9 protein-coding genes and 2 pseudogenes are annotated in these 16,685 nt (G+C 37.3%); 5 read left to right on the top strand and 6 right to left on the bottom strand.

The annotated features are described in order from the left end of the window. The first annotated feature begins 37 nt into the window (after positions 1–37). Complete coding sequence (locus tag P4S71_RS01020) at positions 38–469, top strand: MarR family winged helix-turn-helix transcriptional regulator (protein WP_096794491.1); 432 nt, start codon at positions 38–40, stop codon at positions 467–469. Positions 470–521: 52 nt separating this feature from the next. Here the strand turns inward: P4S71_RS01020 and P4S71_RS01015 are convergent, their stop codons facing one another. The 3 genes from P4S71_RS01015 to P4S71_RS01005 form a co-directional block, all read right to left on the bottom strand. Further along, entirely contained in the window at positions 522–3,641 is a 3,120-nt protein-coding gene (locus P4S71_RS01015) for a TonB-dependent receptor (protein WP_337149855.1), read from the bottom strand. A 330-nt stretch (positions 3,642–3,971) separates the two neighbouring features. Continuing rightward, the gene (locus P4S71_RS01010; RefSeq protein ID WP_337149854.1) at positions 3,972–7,178 is read right to left on the bottom strand and encodes a TonB-dependent receptor; all 3,207 of its coding nucleotides are present in this window, start codon (positions 7,176–7,178) and stop codon (positions 3,972–3,974) included. Positions 7,179–7,221: 43 nt separating this feature from the next. Then, on the bottom strand, positions 7,222–8,076 hold the full coding sequence (locus P4S71_RS01005) for a S1/P1 nuclease (protein WP_337149853.1): 855 nt from the start codon (positions 8,074–8,076) through the stop codon (positions 7,222–7,224). Between the two features lie 221 nt (positions 8,077–8,297). Here P4S71_RS01005 and P4S71_RS01000 point away from each other — a divergent pair. Next, positions 8,298–9,193: pseudogene (locus P4S71_RS01000) on the top strand (hypothetical protein). Beyond that, complete coding sequence (locus P4S71_RS00995; protein ID WP_096794495.1) at positions 9,186–10,130, top strand: hypothetical protein; 945 nt, start codon at positions 9,186–9,188, stop codon at positions 10,128–10,130. Before P4S71_RS01000 ends, P4S71_RS00995 begins: the two are co-directional and overlap by 8 nt. Before the next feature lie 29 nt (positions 10,131–10,159). Here the strand turns inward: P4S71_RS00995 and ushA are convergent. Together ushA and P4S71_RS00985 are read right to left on the bottom strand one after the other, a co-directional pair. Beyond that, positions 10,160–11,778, bottom strand: a pseudogene (ushA, locus tag P4S71_RS00990) (bifunctional UDP-sugar hydrolase/5'-nucleotidase UshA). Positions 11,779–11,865: 87 nt separating this feature from the next. Continuing rightward, positions 11,866–12,051 carry a hypothetical protein gene (locus P4S71_RS00985; protein ID WP_096794497.1) on the bottom strand — a complete coding sequence of 62 codons (186 nt, stop codon included), beginning with the start codon at positions 12,049–12,051 and terminating at the stop codon, positions 11,866–11,868. A 249-nt stretch (positions 12,052–12,300) separates the two neighbouring features. Between P4S71_RS00985 and P4S71_RS00980 the strand changes: the two genes are divergently transcribed. After that, the gene (locus P4S71_RS00980) at positions 12,301–13,041 is read left to right on the top strand and encodes a peptidylprolyl isomerase (protein ID WP_096794498.1); all 741 of its coding nucleotides are present in this window, start codon (positions 12,301–12,303) and stop codon (positions 13,039–13,041) included. 67 nt (positions 13,042–13,108) lie between these two features. Here P4S71_RS00980 and P4S71_RS00975 read toward each other — a convergent pair whose 3' ends face one another. Then, positions 13,109–13,525, bottom strand: coding sequence for an MAPEG family protein (locus P4S71_RS00975; protein ID WP_033038149.1), 417 nt, complete (start codon positions 13,523–13,525; stop codon positions 13,109–13,111). 240 nt (positions 13,526–13,765) lie between these two features. Between P4S71_RS00975 and P4S71_RS00970 the strand changes: the two genes are divergently transcribed. Further along, a complete protein-coding gene (locus tag P4S71_RS00970; RefSeq protein ID WP_096794499.1) occupies positions 13,766–16,648 on the top strand; it encodes an insulinase family protein in 2,883 nt (960 codons plus the stop codon). Positions 16,649–16,685 lie beyond the last annotated feature (37 nt).

Below are 16,685 nucleotides of genomic sequence, written 5' to 3'. Positions count from 1 at the left end.
CACCAAAGTAAACCTAATAAAGCAGGGATTACCAAAAATGAAAATTGATCTAGCAACGTTCTTACCTTATCAATTAACCAATATAGCAACACGTGTAAGTAACGACTTTGCCGAGGTTTATCAAGCTAAATACGGTTTAAATATTCCCCAGTGGCGAATACTTGCTAACTTAGCGCAATATGGCCAAAGCAACGCAAAGGATTTATGCACGCAAGCAAATATGGACAAGTCGACAGTGTCGCGCGCGGTAAAAGTTTTAATAGATAAAGGTTTAGTGAGAAGTGAGCTAAATAAGCAAGACAAACGCGCGGCCTTACTTGTACTGAGCAAAGCAGGGCAAAGCTTATATGAAAATATAGCGCCCGATGCACTGAATTGGGAAAAACAATTACTGAGCACTTTAACCAACGAAGAATGCGAAGTGTTAGTGAGTATTTTTGAAAAGTTAAATAACAAATTAAAGGCATAAAAAAGCCCACCAAAGTGGGCTTTTAAAATATTAACTAATTTAATAAGTTAAATTAGAAAGTGTAACGAACACCTACACGCATTTCCCAAAGAGATGCATCACGTTGAGTTGTGGTGTTTGCATTATTACCGTTAAAGTTTGAATAAACGTAACGGCCTTGGTCATCAATGTCTGTTGAAATCATACGAGCGCCAACGAATGGACCTTTCTTAAGTACACCCCAGTCATCATTTAACATATTAGTTAAGTTATCGATAACAAAGAATGCTTCGCCTTTATGACCATCCATAAAGCCAGGTACTTCTTGAGTTAGTTTAAAGTTAAATTTAACAAACCAATCAGAATTTTGCGCGTTACGGCCCGTAATTTCACCACGTTTTAAGCCTTCAGATGCAATGAAATCATTAAATTCATTAATCTCGTCTGCTGACATGTTATAAACAACGTTAGGATCATTTACTAATGGTACATAAAGTAGTTGGCGAGAATCATTTGAATTAAAATCACCAAATGTATCTTCATCGTTACCATTAAATGTGAAGCTGTAAGGTAGGCCTTTGTATGCTTCGCCGAATAAATTAAAGCGAGTACTATACCCATCGAAAAATTCATGCGTGTATGCAAGATTTAATGTAAAGCGATGAGGTATTTCATAATCTGATGAAGATACACCAGGATCTAACGGGTTAGACGTTGCTAAGTTACCGTAGTTAGAGCTCGCTGTAGAACTTGTCATTGGGTTAACATCATCAGCATCTGTATAAGCATACGATAGTTGTACTTTAATGCCGTTATCGAATGCTTTGCTTACAGCTGCAGAGATGATAGAAGTTTCACCACTGTCGCCATTAACATTAGTTAAAAGTAAATCACCGTCACGATCTTCGATAGACTTTAAAATAGGACGGCCATCAAAAGTAGTAGTACCACTGTCAGTAAGGGCTTGGTCTATTAATGTCGCTGCATCACGCTTTTTAGTGTAAAGGTAATCTAATGAGATTACATATTCGTCTTCCGTTGTATATGTAGCACCTACTGAGTATTTCCATTCTGATGGGATTTCAAAATCAGAAGCTACTGCGTTCGTAAAACTATCTCCAGAACCAATTACTGTGTTAGCTACTTTGTCAAACTGTGACTGTGGTACATCAAAACCTGGTTTGCCACCATTGACATTTGGTGTAGCAAATAAATCAATAGCACCAAACTGATTTGCGCTAATATTAGTGATGCCGTCGTTTGAATATGAGTTAGATAACCACACATTTGGATTACCACCTGAGAATAAGCCTAAACCTGCGCGAACTTCAAGTGCATCAGTTGCATACCATTCAAAGCCAATGCGAGGTTGAACTAAATCAATACCATCAAATGTACTCTGGTTACTGAAACCATAACGTGCAGTATAGTTTTCATTTAATGTAGGCTTGTCATCGCTGGTATAATTGTCGTAACGCAGACCAAACGTTAGTGATGCATCAATGTCTGAGAAGCTGTATTCATCTTGAACATAAAAAGTATGTTGAGCATATGAAAAGCTAGCACCTGCATCTGCAGCATTATTTGTACCTGCGGCATTATTATAGAAAATTGCACTTGCAATTCCGGCTTCGTAATCATCAATACTAGCAAAACTCCATTCGCCTTGCGTGTGTTGAACGAATTGGTTGAATACTTCTAGCTCTTCATACTCGTAACCAGCCGTTATCGTATGTTGATCAAGGTAGTACGTACCAGCAACTTTAAATGTAGTTGTATCATAATCCAAATCATTTGATTGACGAGAATCATCTGGTCCTAAATATACTCGACCTCCATCCAATGTGTTTACTTGGAATTCACCAAAACTGCTTGCAGCATCAAGTGATTCAACACGTGCATCTAGTTCTGATTTACCTAAACGGATTTCAGTTGTAAAGTCGTCATTCCAATCCGAATATAGTGAACCGATGATTGAAGTAAATTCTGCGCCTTGCTCATAAAAATGACTGTCTAATGAAAGACGAGTTGAGCCAGTATCAGATTGAGATAATGTAAAGCCATCATTATAGTTATAAATTAAGTTAGCACGATGCGAGTCGTTAATGTTCCAATCTAATTTAATTAGTATTTTTTCATCTTCTACAGGTGCACTCGAAGGAGTCGTACCTGCATCGTAGCCATATACATCTTGTGAAATCTGTTGAATACGTGCTAAATCACTTGCAGAAACACTTGAACCTAAAGGATCATAGTTAAATTGTGCTACGCCTTCTAGTTTTTCATATGAAGTATATAAAAATAATGAATCTTTAATTAGTGGTAAGCCAACATTAAAACCGTAGCGTTTTTCATTGTAGCTACCATTATCAACGTCTTCGCCTTCAATTGTATCACCTTTCATTGAGTCATTAGTGTAATCGAAGAATACGCCGCCATGAATTTCGTTGCCGCCAGACTTGGTTACTGCGTTGATGTTACACGATGTAAAACCGCCGTATTGAACATCAAACGGTGCAAGTTCTACAGCTACTTGTTCAATAGAATCAAAAGAGAAAGGGGCACGAATAGTAGGGTAACCATTTGAGCTTAAACCAAAGTTGTCGTTCATTCGAACGCCATCTAGCGTCAAGCTATTAAATTTTGGATTGCCACCACCACAGTTTATTGTGCCGCGACTATCATCTATTGCTACTCGTGGATCAACGCGAATGATATCTTTCAAATCACGGTTAATAGCTGGTTGATTCTCAAGATCTGTAAGTGTGAAAGTAGACGCCGGACCAGTACCACCAGACATAGAGCTAATTGGCGCGCCAGAAACTACAATTTGTTCCATGCTTGATTGTGACTCAAGAGAAACGTTTACTGGGTAGTCGTTACCAATATTAAGAATAATGTTATTGAATTCTTGGTCTGCATATACATCAGAATCAACAATTACTTTATAAGGACCGCCAACACGTAGGCCTTTGGCTGTGAAATAACCAGCGTCATTTACTTCAGTTGTTTTTACTGATCCAGAAGGTACGTGTAAAATTGTTACTTTAGTGCCGGCTGCTGGGTTGCCGTTAGGCCCCATTACTTGACCTTTAATTGCAGAGGTCGTTTCGTTAGCCATTGCAGCGCCACTTACACCAACACATGCTGCAATAGCAAGTGAAAGAGCTGTTTTGCGTAATTGAGTTTTCATTTAATTTTCCCGTGTAGTTATTAATTAAATTTTTTTATTTTAAAATTTTGCAAAATAAACAGTTGAAGTTCATTTATTCAAAATCCGTTACTAGTGTACCTTATTTATTCGTTACAAATAAAATACAACTGCAATATATTTTTAATAAATAGTACTATTTTTGTCTATTTGAGTGTTTTTTCGAGCAATAACTCTATATCGGGGTATATATTACGTGGGCTTTATGACAAACATGTGAAATTGGGGTATGAAAAACAAAAAACCCATTACAATTTTGCAATGGGTTTTGTTAACAAATAACTAAATGTGTTATTACTTACCTATTAAGACTTAAAACTTGTAGCTAATACCAACTTTAGCCTGCCAAGCTGATGAGCTAGTTTGGTATTGACTGTAGTTACGAACGTCAGCACCATTAAATTTGCCATCAATTATATAACGACCTTCATCATCTAACCCACCAAAATCATAAACAGCTTGGTCAGAGAAACCTAAGCGTTTTTCAACACCCCAATCACTGTTTAGTAAGTTTGCGAAGTTATCAACCATGAAGTAAACCTCACCGCTGTGACCTTCAGCAAAACCTGGGATTTCTTGTTTGATACTTACATCCATCGTAGTAACCCAAGGTTGAGTACCTGAGTTACGGCCTAAAATTTCACCACGTTCTGAGATACCAGCACGATTTAGAAGCGTTTCTAATTCATTCCAAGATAAACCAGACTCATCCCAATTTACATTTGGATCATTAGCGCCAGTTGGAATGTAAGCTAGGTAAGCAGAGCTTGAGTAAAAGTCGCGTGTGTCACCTAAGTCACTATCTTGATACATGCCCATAGTGTAGCTAAATGGACGGCCAGAGCGGCGTTCAAAATACACGTTAAACTTAGTTGCATAGCCACTGAAAAATTCAGTGTTATACGCTAGGTTTATTTTAAAGCTGTGCTCTACTTCGTATGAACCACGATCTGCAAAGTCTTCATTGCGGTTACGTGTAATATTGTATTGGTAGTTACTTTGAGCACGAGAAGATGAACCCGATGAGGCCTCAGTTACGTCTTGGTGTGCATAACTTGCAGAAACATACAGGCCATTTTCAAATTCTTTTGCTATGCCGGTAGAGATAATGATTGAACGTCCATCGTCAGATGAATTAGTCATTGCAATATCAAAGTTATCAGCAAGGTCGCCAGTATAAATACTTTCGTTAATTACACGCTCACCATCAGCAGCAACACCAATTGGGTTTAAAGCAGTGTTATGCCATACAGCTTCGTTTTCTTTTTTATGGTAAGCAATTTCAGCCTGCCATTTGAAGCCTTCGCCAAGTAGTTCTGAGTCAAACTCGTATTCAAAACCAACTTGAGCTCTTATGCTCGATGGAAGCTCAAAATCAGGGTCAACATAGTTTGTGCTACCGGCACCTTGGACTAACGTGGTTTTAATAGCGTCAGGTACTTGCGTAATATCGGCTTGGTTATTGGCGTAATAATCATTAATAGCGCTTTGAGGTGCTTCAACAAATGTAATACCGTCATTTTGGAAAGAGTTATTGTACCAAACGTTTGGAATACCACCTTGGAATCGACCTATACCACCATTAATGGTTAATGCTTCAGTTGCATAATATTTAAAGCCAATACGCGGTAAAATTATATCTAAACCATCAAGATTCTCTTGATTGCTAAAGCCGTAAGTATTTAAAAAGTTTTCGTTTAAAGTTGGTTTATCGTCTGATGATAAACGCTCATAACGAACGCCAGCTGTTACTTCTAAATCATCACCAACATAAAAAGTGTCTTCGATATAAAGTGCTAATTGGTTACGTGTCGCATCGTATGCAGTGTCATTTGGGTTATTTGTGTACGCGTTACTGTAAGAAAAGTCGTATGTACCTCTAAAGTTACCCACTTCACGGTTTGCAAAACCTTCGAAGTCATCAAATTCCCAAGAACCTAATGAGTTAGATGCAAATAAGTTATATAAATTTAGCGATTCATACTGCATACCAAAGTTAATTTCGTGCTCATCCATTAAGTAAGTGGCATCGAAAGTAAGCGTTAAGTTTTCAGTCGATGAGCTATTTGCATGGCGGAATTCATCTGTACCAAACTCATAAGCTGGACCACGGAAGTATTCTTCAACTTTCACAAAGCCAATATCAGAGTTAGTTAAGCTTCTTGATGATACATCTTTGTAAGCGATACCAATTTCAGTTGAGAAGTTTTCATTCCAGTCTGAATATAATTTTGTCGCAAAATTATTGAATTTAGTAGCGTAAGTATAACGGCTTGACGCTAAGCTTACTGTACTACCGCCAGTGCCGACATTTGTTTCGTCTTTATCGTCTTGCCATTGGTAAGTGAAATCTAAACGATGATCATCATTAATATTCCAACTTAATTTAACAAGCAATGATTCGTTTGTATCTTTAGGGTCACCACCTAGAGAATCGGTTAAGCCGTATTCATTATTTAAAATATTAATAAATTGGTTGTAGCTTTCTTCTGTTACATCATATTCATTCGTTGCACCAGAGCCTTCAAAACCGTAATCTAAATCAAGTTCACTTGTCCATTTGTTGTAGTTAACAAAGTAAAACAAAGTATCGTCGATTAATGGGCCGCCAACATTAAAGCCATAACGTTTCTCAGTTTGAATTGGTTCTACCTGATCAATAACGTATGTACGGTGTCCATCTTCATCTAAAACTGGGCTACCATCAGCATATACTTGAGAAATACTATCTACATCACCTGCAATATCTGGCGTAGATATTTCATAAAAGCCAGAAAATTTAAACTCATTAGTACCTGATTTTGTTACTGCATTAATGGTACCTCCCCCAAAGTTACCTTTAGAGGCTGAGAACGGAGATACATCAACAGAAATTTGCTCAATTGCATCAAGTGCTACAGGTGGTTGCGAAGTAGGGTAGCCACCGTAACTTAAACCAAAGTCATCATTTTGACCAATACCGTCAACAGTTAAGCCGTTGGTACGCGGGTTACTACCTGCAAACGTTAGCTCACCACTACCATTAATGCTGGCGAGTGGATTTAAACGCGCAATATCTTTAATGTCGCGGTTAAAGCTTGGCATATTCTCAATAGTGTCAGAGCCAAATGTACTGCTAGAGCCACCTGATTGCTGAACAATCTTATAACCAGACACTTCAATCTTTTCGATGTTTCGTGGAGCAAGCTGCGAGCTTAAGCGGTATGTTTCACCCAGATTTAGATAGATATTTTCAACAGTCGTATCGTTAAATTTATCAGAATCGATGATAACCATGTAAGGACCACCTACACGTAAACCATTAGCGATAAACGTACCACTTTCGTTTGTAGTGAGCTCGCTAATAGTTCCCGTTGGTTGGTGAACTACTTTGATTTTAACGTTTGCAGCACTGCCACCTGAAGGCGTCGTAATTTTACCACGCATTGCAGATGAAGTATCAGCAGCCATTGCGCTTGTAGAAACACCTAGAGCTAAAATTACCGCTCCAGTTAATTTCGAAAGGCGAAGCTTAGTCATAATGTTGATTTCCCGTGTGTAGGTTATATAAATTTAATACAGTTTATTTGTCAGTTGTCATTTTTAGTGCCGTTTCTAACTCTTTTGCAGAAGGGTCAAATAAGGCATTTAGTAATCCAGCTAGTCGAATACCCGCTTGTTGTAAGCGCGTTTTTATAATCGGAGTGTTGTTATATATGTAGCTGTACCCAACTTCGTCGTTGGTGTACTTATAAATTTTTGTTGCTAAATTATGAGATTCTTCAACCCAAGTTTTAGGTGAGCTTTGTAAATACTCAGCAATTAGTTCTTTATTGTTTGTATCAATAAATTGTGCAAATTCGGTGTAAGACAAGTTTTGGTTTTCGATTAACTTAGTATCCCAAAGGCTGTGAAGGTTTGTTTCTTCGTTAAAAAATGAAACTTTGATACGGTTACCACCTCTGTCTTCACTTCGACCAGCATGAAATGGTTGGTGACTGTCACCCACCAAATGTACTAAAAAACGTAAACTGAACTGTTTAGCATCCAAGGTGCTATTTTTATCAGTGAGCGTTTGCATTGAATAGTGAATGCCTTCAAGAATATTACTTACAGATTCTTTGTTTTTAGTATGATCGTGATTGAAGCTGAAAGATTTTCCTGGTGCTGCATTAATATAATGCCAACGAGCTGATTGTTTTTGCCAAAACTCGCCAGGAGCAGAGCGCATTTCATCAGGCCACGTTGATATTTGCGCAAGTGACTCACCATCAAGGTAGGGTTGTATTGCCGTTTTTGTTGTTTCGCTTATATGAGATTCTGCAATCTTCCCTACAATACGATGGCCATTTTGACCCCAAGCATGTGAATCCGTGCTTGTGAATATTGCACTAATCAAAAGTGCAGAAGATATCGAGTATTTTATATTGTTATGCATTAGAACTTCCTAAATGAATATTTCATGGGGTTGCTATAAGCTAATGCGGTCAATTGTCCTCACTTTTAATGTTGATAGGAAGGACTTATTAAAATTCATACTTTCTTATTCACTTGTGATTAAAATCAATAACTTATAATTAACAGGTAAAATTACTTGTTGTAATAAGTAAGTAAAGTTGTTCAAATACAATATATGATTTATTTTTGAGTGGCACTGCGTTGAATTTGAAAAATATCGTGTTACATAAAACGTTAATTGTTACATTTTTGTTTATTTTATTGGTCGTTACGTGGGTTTGTGGACAAGTGAGTGTGTATAACGATGATTTGCATTTCCCAGTTATGATCGAAACCTCAACAGAGTGTCAAACAACAGCAACAAGTAATAAAAGCCAATTGATTGTTTTTACGCAATCAAAAAAAATAGCCAAGTTATTAACACAAAACTTGTGTTCTGATAACGTAGTGTCTAAGCAGTACGGCTCTGTAAAAGGATATTGGGGGTATAGAACGGCAGACAGCTTTGAGTTTGTTGGTAAAGGTATTGCTGATTTAATTTTGGCTAAAAATAATATTATGGCAGCCTTTAAAGCAGAGTCGACCTATAACTACCAGCCTGTTGTTGGCTTTTCTGACTACACGGCCTTTTTTATATCTTCTAAAGAAAAACCTCGAATCACAAAACAATACTTTTTAGATAAGCGCATAGGTTTGCTTGATTATCCGACCAGCCGCTCTGGGCATATTTTACCAAAGCAGACGTTTAAAGAGTTGGATATAAATTTAGCTAATTTGAAAATCACTTATGCTAGCTCTCATAACGAATTACGTGATTTACTCGCCGACGGAAAAGTAGATATTATTGCCTCGTTTTGGAAAGAGAGCGACGAAAAACGTTTTTCAAAAAACTATATTACGCCATTGAGTAATAATATTTCTGGAACAAGATGGTATTTAAAAATGCAGCAAAACAACACTGATTTATTATGCGCAGTGCAGGAAAATTTGCTTGATATGTCTAAAGATCAAAGTTTGCATTACTATCAAAACGTCCAGCCATTTTGGCGCTGTGGCGCCAGCTTAGTAAGCTTAAAGAGGAGGCTGGTGATGAGTAAGTATAAGCAATTACTTGTTATTATAAGTTTGTTTTTTATTTTATCGTCTGTCTTTTATATTTCTGTAACTCAAAAAAGCCAGCAAGTAGCTAAACAAAAAATTACGCAGATAGAAAGACAAATAGCACTCGACTTACCATTACTCGATTTATCAAATGAGCTGCTAAAGCATTCAGGTAATAAAGATGCAGTTAACAGCTACATTAAAACTTTAAATAGCTACATTAATTCGAACGAGCTCAAAGTTGTTGCTATTGCACCAAAAAGCGAAATGGTAACACCTGTAAACCCACACCAAATAATACGTAGTTTGAGCACTAATAATGGGCTCGTATTAGTTGTATTTAACGTCCAACAAACCCACTTTACATTGAGCCATTTTATTTACTATTTTATATTTTTAGTATTAAGTGTGTTGGTTAGTTTTTGGGTAAAGTTTGCGTTTATTAAACAAAGCAATAAGCGGTTTAATAATGCACAGCATCAATCAATTGCAGAGCCTACGCCGCTGATACTTATTGTTGACCTTAACGATAAAACATTATCAAGTAGTTGTAATACAGAACAAAAAATGTGTTTAGCCAATAAGCCATTGTGCTTTTATTTAGCACTTGTAGAGTATTGTACAAAGAACGATGATGTAGCGCTTAGTCATAATAAAGATGTGCCAGAGGAGCTGCTAGAGCTTGCTAACAAGTATTTTTATAGGTTGGTCGAACTCGGCCATACGGTTAGAAAAAGGCCTAACTTTAATAATAGTCTTGAAAAAACGTTGAGTGAAATACGTGCGGCACTAGATGAAGTACTTAACGAATGCCCTGAAGAGAAAGAGTTATATTATCCACCAAAAGCGTATGGTGAGGGCTCTCGCTCTCGTTTACATAGTTATGGGCTGGCAAATATTAGAAAAGGCAATATCGAAATAAGAGGAAAGTAGCTTAGCTACTTTCCTCTTATTATCTTTATTTACTTAGGAGCAAACTCAGCCGTTTTAAGAGGGCTGTTTTTTGATATAAAGTCTTGAAGGGCTTGGGCATCTGTTTCATCTGTACTAACAAACCCCTTTTTATTTGTAAGCGCAGGGTAGCCATCACCGCCTGATGCGTTATAGCTATTTAGACTCATTCTATACGTATTATGTTTATTAAAAGGCTGGCCATTAATAAGCACATTAACTAACTGTCCATTTTTACGCTCAAACGATAGTTTATGGTATTGCAAATAAGCGCCAGCATCCGGTGGGAAGCTCGTTACTGTATTTAAATAGTCCCATAAATCACTGCCTTGCCAATCCATGTAAGTAATACGATTTTTAAAAGGATGTACTTTTAAAATATCTTTATAGCTCACTTCACCAGCCTCTATTGAGCTGCGAATACCACCACCACTTATTAGTCCAAAGTCTGCACCCACTACACCCATTTGAGCTTGAATAATTACGCGTGCAAGATTTGTTTGTTGGTAGCGAACTTTGTTTCTGTCACCTTCTAAGCGAGCATCTACTTCACCAATGGTACCTTCAATTTGTTTAGCGCCTTTAGCTTGGTATACCGCTAAATAAGATTCAAGTTTTGAGTCTGGTTTAATGTACTCGTTTGCTAATACTTCTTTAGTTGAGCCATCAGCTTGTACTTTATCTACATACAAATTAACTGGCATCAGTTTGTAGTCTAGTAACGTTAATTTTCCGTTTTCAAGCTTAAACTCAGCTTTACCAACATACTTACCCCATTCATGGGCTTGCATAATGTAAGTACCGTTTTGTTGGTCTGGTTTACAGGCAAGACCTGGTTTAAAGCTATCGTCATTTACATTTGTATCGCTCATACATACAGGTTCTTGAGAGTGGCCACCAATGATCATATCAAGGGTGTTTGCAGGAAGTGAGCGAGCGAGTGTTACATCACCGGGTGCGTTAATACCAAAGCTAGCATCAACATAATGACCCATATGAGTCAGGGCGATTGTAATGTCAGGGTTATACTTAGCTTTTATTTCTTTAGCTAGTTTTGCTGTAACGTCAACAGGGTCTTTAAACTCTAAGTGCCCAATATACTGAGGATTACCAATTTTGGCTGTGTCGGTTGTTGTTAAACCAATAACAGCAATAGTTAATCCATTCTTTTTGAATATTTTGTAGCCATCAAAAGCGTGCTCGCCTGACTCTTTTTCAAATATATTGGCTGATAAAAAGGGAAGTTCACCCATTTTTGTTGTTGCTTCAAAACATCAATAGGGTTATCGAATTCGTGATTACCTAATGCCATTGCATCGTAACCAATCAGCGACATTCCTTTAAAGTCAGGTTCTGCTTTTTGTAAATCTGACTCAGGAATGCCCGTATTAATATCACCACCAGAGAGTAGTAAAACGGCATGACCTTGTTTGTTCGCTTCAGCTCGAAGCGAATCAATAAGCGTTTTACGTGCAGCCATGCCGTATTCGCCTTTTTCATTGTGCCAAAAACGTCCATGGTTATCATTTGTATGTAGAACAGTTAAGTATTGAGTTGAGGGACTACTAGTTGATGATGAAGTGCAACCAAGTACACTAAGAATAATTGAGAATAAAATAATAATACGCATAAAATACCTATGGATTAAGGTCTACTTAATTTATTGAGCGGGTAGTTTAAACTAGTTTAATCCTAAAAAAACGTACTTATTTACATTTTATTTAGAAGGTGTAGTTAATTGATTTGTTGCAGCACGTTCACGACGCCTTAATTCGGTATTCGCATATTCCCGCTTGCTGTGATTAGTACCTATCATCCATGTTAAAAAGCTCGCCGGTAGTTTTGTGTATGGTTCACCTTTGTGTAAACCAAAGTCGCAAATCGTTTGTTTAGTGTGTGGCATTGTTAGATCCTGTTGTTTGTGTTTTTTTAAAGTAACAAAAAGTAGTCACGCTTTTTAGATGATTTATTTGTAAATAATTAAATTTATATAGCTAAAAAGCATATAAATAATGATGTATGTAATTAATTTGTTATCAACACGGTCTAATTTGTATCAGCTCGCACTTTAGAATCGATTTTAATCGCCTATGGTATTAATGTGTTAACGTATTAACTACTTATCTAAAAAATATAACAACAGGAATGTAACATGAAAAAACTTTTACTTGGCTCAGTACTCGCTGCAGCAAGTTTTACTAGCACCGCTACTATTGTCGAAATGAACACGAGCCAAGGTGTGATAGAAATTAATCTTTTTGATCAACAAACACCTAAAACAGTCGAAAATTTTTTAAGTTATGTTCAAGATGATTCATATAACGAAACAGTGATTCACCGCTCTGTCAGTAATTTCGTTATTCAAGGTGGTGGATTTACATTTTCTGATTCATTAGATGCGATTACGACAAAGCCTACTGTAATAAATGAGCCGGTTTTTTCTAATGTTAAGGGTACAATTGCTATGGCTAAATTATCAGGTGATGCTAATAGCGCGACAAGCCAGTGGTTTTTCAATATCACCGATAACAGTGCTGCACTTGATACGCAAAATGGTGGTTTTACTGTGTTCGGACAAATTACTGCAGCGAGTCAATCTACTTTAGATAAAATTGCAGCTTTGGTGCACTGTGGTGAAACTCCAGTTGTTGATATTACTGCTGAACAATGTTCAAGCAATGACGTAACGATTAGCAGTGCTAATTTAGTGACTATTCAAAGCGTAACTGTAATGGATGATGACCCGAATTCTTCAGCAGGGCTAACAGTCACTGCAAATACGTTAATTGACGCTGACACATCAACAGATTCAGGTAGTAGCTCTGGCGGCGGGTTAATTTGGCTTTTAGGTGCTTTTTTACTTGCGTTACCTCGTTTAAAACGTGCTAAATAATTAAAATTAACGGTAATGTGGATGGCGTAAACCAGTCGTCCACATTACTATTATTAAACTTTGCTATTTAAAATAATACTCGCCAAACCATCGCAAGCCAAATTGAAAACACACAAATACAACCCAGTAAAAACACGTTAAAACGTGCGCGTACGTTATTTTTACCTAAATGAATAACACTATGCACAATTCGTGTTGCTACAAATAAACAGGCCAATATAGCCACAAGTGTACTGGCGCTATTTAGTTGTAGTGCAAGTAAACATCCCGCGTAAAAAAGTACAGGTATTTCAAACTGATTCGAAAAGTTCCTATCTGCAACCCTAATAGTGTCGCCAGCCTTATCTAACTGCATTGTTTTAAAATCCCTTAAATCTAGTTGTTTATTTTTAGCTGCTGCAAAGCGCCTTTTACCCATAATGAGCATAACAACCAGTGAAAGTGTAACTTGTGTGAACATGGCAAGTATGATGATTTTTTCCATTATTTTTCCTTATTATTATTTAGAGTTTGTGTATCTTTTGATATTGAATGATTTTTAATCTTGTAAGGTTGGCAGATTCCCAATCTAATATTCGATTATGAAGTCATTTTTCACAATGTGTTACACAAAATAGCGTTATTTTGTAGAAAGTTATTAATTGAAAATGTTAGTTTAGCTTAACTATATTGCTTTGAATTGGCGCACGCTATTTTGCGCAATACTTTTTAATGGAAAACAAAAATGAAAAAGATTATTGGTTTTAGTGCCATCGCACTTGCAATTTTAAGTGGTTGTTCAAATACGGCTTCGGTTTCAGGGGCGCCTCAGGCCTCTTTACTATCAGATACGTTAGTCGTAAGTCCTAACGATAACCGCGAATATAAAACACTTAAGCTGGCAAACGACATTGAAGTTATTTTAGTGTCTGATCCGGGTGCTGAAAAATCAGCAGCGGCACTAAGCGTTGGTGTTGGTTTACTGCACGACCCGATGTCGCAGCAAGGTATGGCGCATTATTTAGAGCACATGCTGTTTTTAGGCACAGATCGTTACCCAGATACAAAAGGGTATTCTGATTTTATGACCAAAAATGGTGGCGCGCACAACGCGTATACGTGGCTCGATATTACCAATTACATGTTTAAAATTAATAACGACGCGTTTGATGAAGGATTAGATCGTTTTGCCGATTTTTTCAAAGCGCCAAAGCTATACCCAGAATACACAGACAAAGAAAAAAATGCAGTGAACGCAGAGTGGTCAATGCGCCGCGAAATGGACTTTTTTGGTCAGTTTAAACTCGCGCGTAAAATGATGGGCGATCACCCCGCTAATCGTTTTTTAATCGGGAACCTTGAAACGCTTGGCGATAAAGAAAGCAGCTCGCTGCATAAAGAAACGGTTGATTTTTATAATAAATACTACTCTTCAAATATTATGAAAGTTGCGCTTATTTCTAATTTACCTATTGCTGAAATGGAACAAAAAGCGCAAAAATACTTTGCTGATATAAAAAATAAAAACATCGAAAAACCTACAGTGACTGCAAAGCTTGATTTTGATAACGCTGGCGGAAAACGCGTGTTTTATGCACCAAATGAAGATGTAAAACAGCTGCAGCTTGATTTCACCATTGCTAATAATAATAGCGAATTTGCACTTAAACCAAACCGTTTTGTAGCGTATTTACTAAGTAATGAAATGCCGGGCAGCCCAGCGCAACTTCTTCGTGATAAAGGGTGGGTGTCTCAGCTTTCAGCTTCAGCTGCACCAAATCAATATGGCAACTACGGTTCGTTAAATGTAAATGTAGAGCTTACAGATGAAGGCATGAAAAATCGTGACGAAATAGTTGCGACTATTATGCAGTACATCGATTTAATTAAAAAAGAAGGCGTTGATAGCAAGTACTTCAACGAAATTCGTACATCACTTAATAACCAGTTTAAGTTTTTAGAAAAAGGTGATGAGTTTAATTATGTAAGCTCGCTTACGCAAAGCATGCAAGACTATCCGTTAAATCACGCTATTAATGCACCTTATTATTATGCAAAGTTTGACGCTGACGCTGTGAACAATGTGCTTGAGCAGTTGAATGCCGATACCCTTCGTATTTGGTATGTATCGCAGCAAGAAGAGACAGATTCACAACTACACTTTTACGACGGTAAATACCGCATCAGTGACATTAGCGATGATGAAATTGCCAGCTGGAAAAAACCAAGCGAATTTAAGCTAGCACTACCAACAGTAAACAATTTATTGCCTGAAAATTTCGCAATAAAAACTCAAGCATTTAAAGAGCAAAAACACCCAGAACTTGCTTACGATAAAAATGGTGTAAAAGTATGGCGCCAAGCAAGTCAAAAATTTGCAGAGCAGCCAAAAGGGCTTGTTGAAGTTTATATAAATACTCAACCAGGTTTGAACGATATTAAAGCAGAAGTCCTTTATTCTGTTTGGGCTGATTTATATAATATTCAACAAAGTCAGTTAAGTACCGAAGCAGCAATCGCCGGTATGAGCGTAAGCTTAGCACCTAGTAATGGTCTTGTTTTATCTATGAGTGGTTTTACAGATAAGCAAGATGTATTGCTTAAACAAGCTTTAACCGGATTTAAAGCCGATGAAACAGCACAAGCATTTAGCCAAGCAGTTGATCGCTTTAAACGTAATTTACTAAATCAACAAAAGCAGTTTCCGTATGCACAAGCATTTGGCGAGTATTCAAAACTAACGCGTACAGGTGGTTTTGATACAGATGCGCTTATCAAAGCCGCTGACTCACTGAGTGTTGCCGACTTAGCACAATTAAAAACAGCTACGTTTGCACAAAACGATTTACGCGTATTTAGTTACGGTAACTACAATCAGCAAGATATAGACGCGATAGCAAAAGAGTTAAGTGCAACATTACCAAGTAATCATAAGCGCAGTGAATTTGCGCGAAGCAAAGCATGGTTGCCACAACCTGGCGAAACGCTGGTATTGCAAAAAGATATTGATGTAGCCGATGTAGCGGTGGTCGATATGACCGTTCATCCTGTTGCGGGTTATAAACAAAAAGCAGAAGCGGCTGTATTACAAAGTCATTTTAGAACAGTTGCGTTTGATAAAATGCGTACAGAGGAGCAACTTGCATACGCAGTAGGTGCGTTAGCTCGCCCAATTGAAGATTACTCAGCAATTGGTTTGTATATTCAAACACCGGTTAAAGGACCAAAAGAAATACAAGCTCGTTTTGATAAGTTTAAAAAAGAATACGCAGTTGAACTTGATAACATGAGCGAAGAGACTTTTGAGCAGCTTAAAAACTCTACACTTGTATCACTTAAAGAGCAGCCTAAAAACTTAAATGACGAAATGAGCCCACTTATAAACGATTGGTACCGTGAAAACTTTACCTTTGATTCTAAGCAAAAGCTGATTGATGAAGTTGAAAAAGTAACGCTTGCAGATATAAAAGATTACTACAAGCAAACAATGCTTAATCCTAATGCCGCACGTTTAAATGTGCAATTACGTGGTACTAAGTTTATAGAAAGTGACTTTGCCGATTTACCAAATCAAACTAAAATCACAACGCTTGATGCCTATTACAATGGCATAAAGCTACAAAAGTAAGCTTTATTTATGTAGCTAAAAATAAACTCCAATGTAT

This window comes from Pseudoalteromonas sp. B62 (genome assembly GCF_037162565.1).
Classification (GTDB): domain Bacteria; phylum Pseudomonadota; class Gammaproteobacteria; order Enterobacterales; family Alteromonadaceae; genus Pseudoalteromonas; species Pseudoalteromonas fuliginea.
This window is presented reverse-complemented; position numbering and strand designations above follow the sequence as displayed.

Excerpts from the sequence above, each read along its gene's own strand:
- P4S71_RS01020 (WP_096794491.1), top strand. The coding sequence starts at position 38 with ATGAAAATTGATCTAGCAACGTTCTTACCTTATCAATTAACCAATATA.
- P4S71_RS01015 (WP_337149855.1), bottom strand. The coding sequence starts at position 3,641 with ATGAAAACTCAATTACGCAAAACAGCTCTTTCACTTGCTATTGCAGCA.
- P4S71_RS01010 (WP_337149854.1), bottom strand. The coding sequence starts at position 7,178 with ATGACTAAGCTTCGCCTTTCGAAATTAACTGGAGCGGTAATTTTAGCT.
- P4S71_RS01005 (WP_337149853.1), bottom strand. The coding sequence starts at position 8,076 with ATGCATAACAATATAAAATACTCGATATCTTCTGCACTTTTGATTAGT.
- P4S71_RS00995 (WP_096794495.1), top strand. The coding sequence starts at position 9,186 with ATGAGTAAGTATAAGCAATTACTTGTTATTATAAGTTTGTTTTTTATT.
- P4S71_RS00985 (WP_096794497.1), bottom strand. The coding sequence starts at position 12,051 with ATGCCACACACTAAACAAACGATTTGCGACTTTGGTTTACACAAAGGT.
- P4S71_RS00980 (WP_096794498.1), top strand. The coding sequence starts at position 12,301 with ATGAAAAAACTTTTACTTGGCTCAGTACTCGCTGCAGCAAGTTTTACT.
- P4S71_RS00975 (WP_033038149.1), bottom strand. The coding sequence starts at position 13,525 with ATGGAAAAAATCATCATACTTGCCATGTTCACACAAGTTACACTTTCA.
- P4S71_RS00970 (WP_096794499.1), top strand. The coding sequence starts at position 13,766 with ATGAAAAAGATTATTGGTTTTAGTGCCATCGCACTTGCAATTTTAAGT.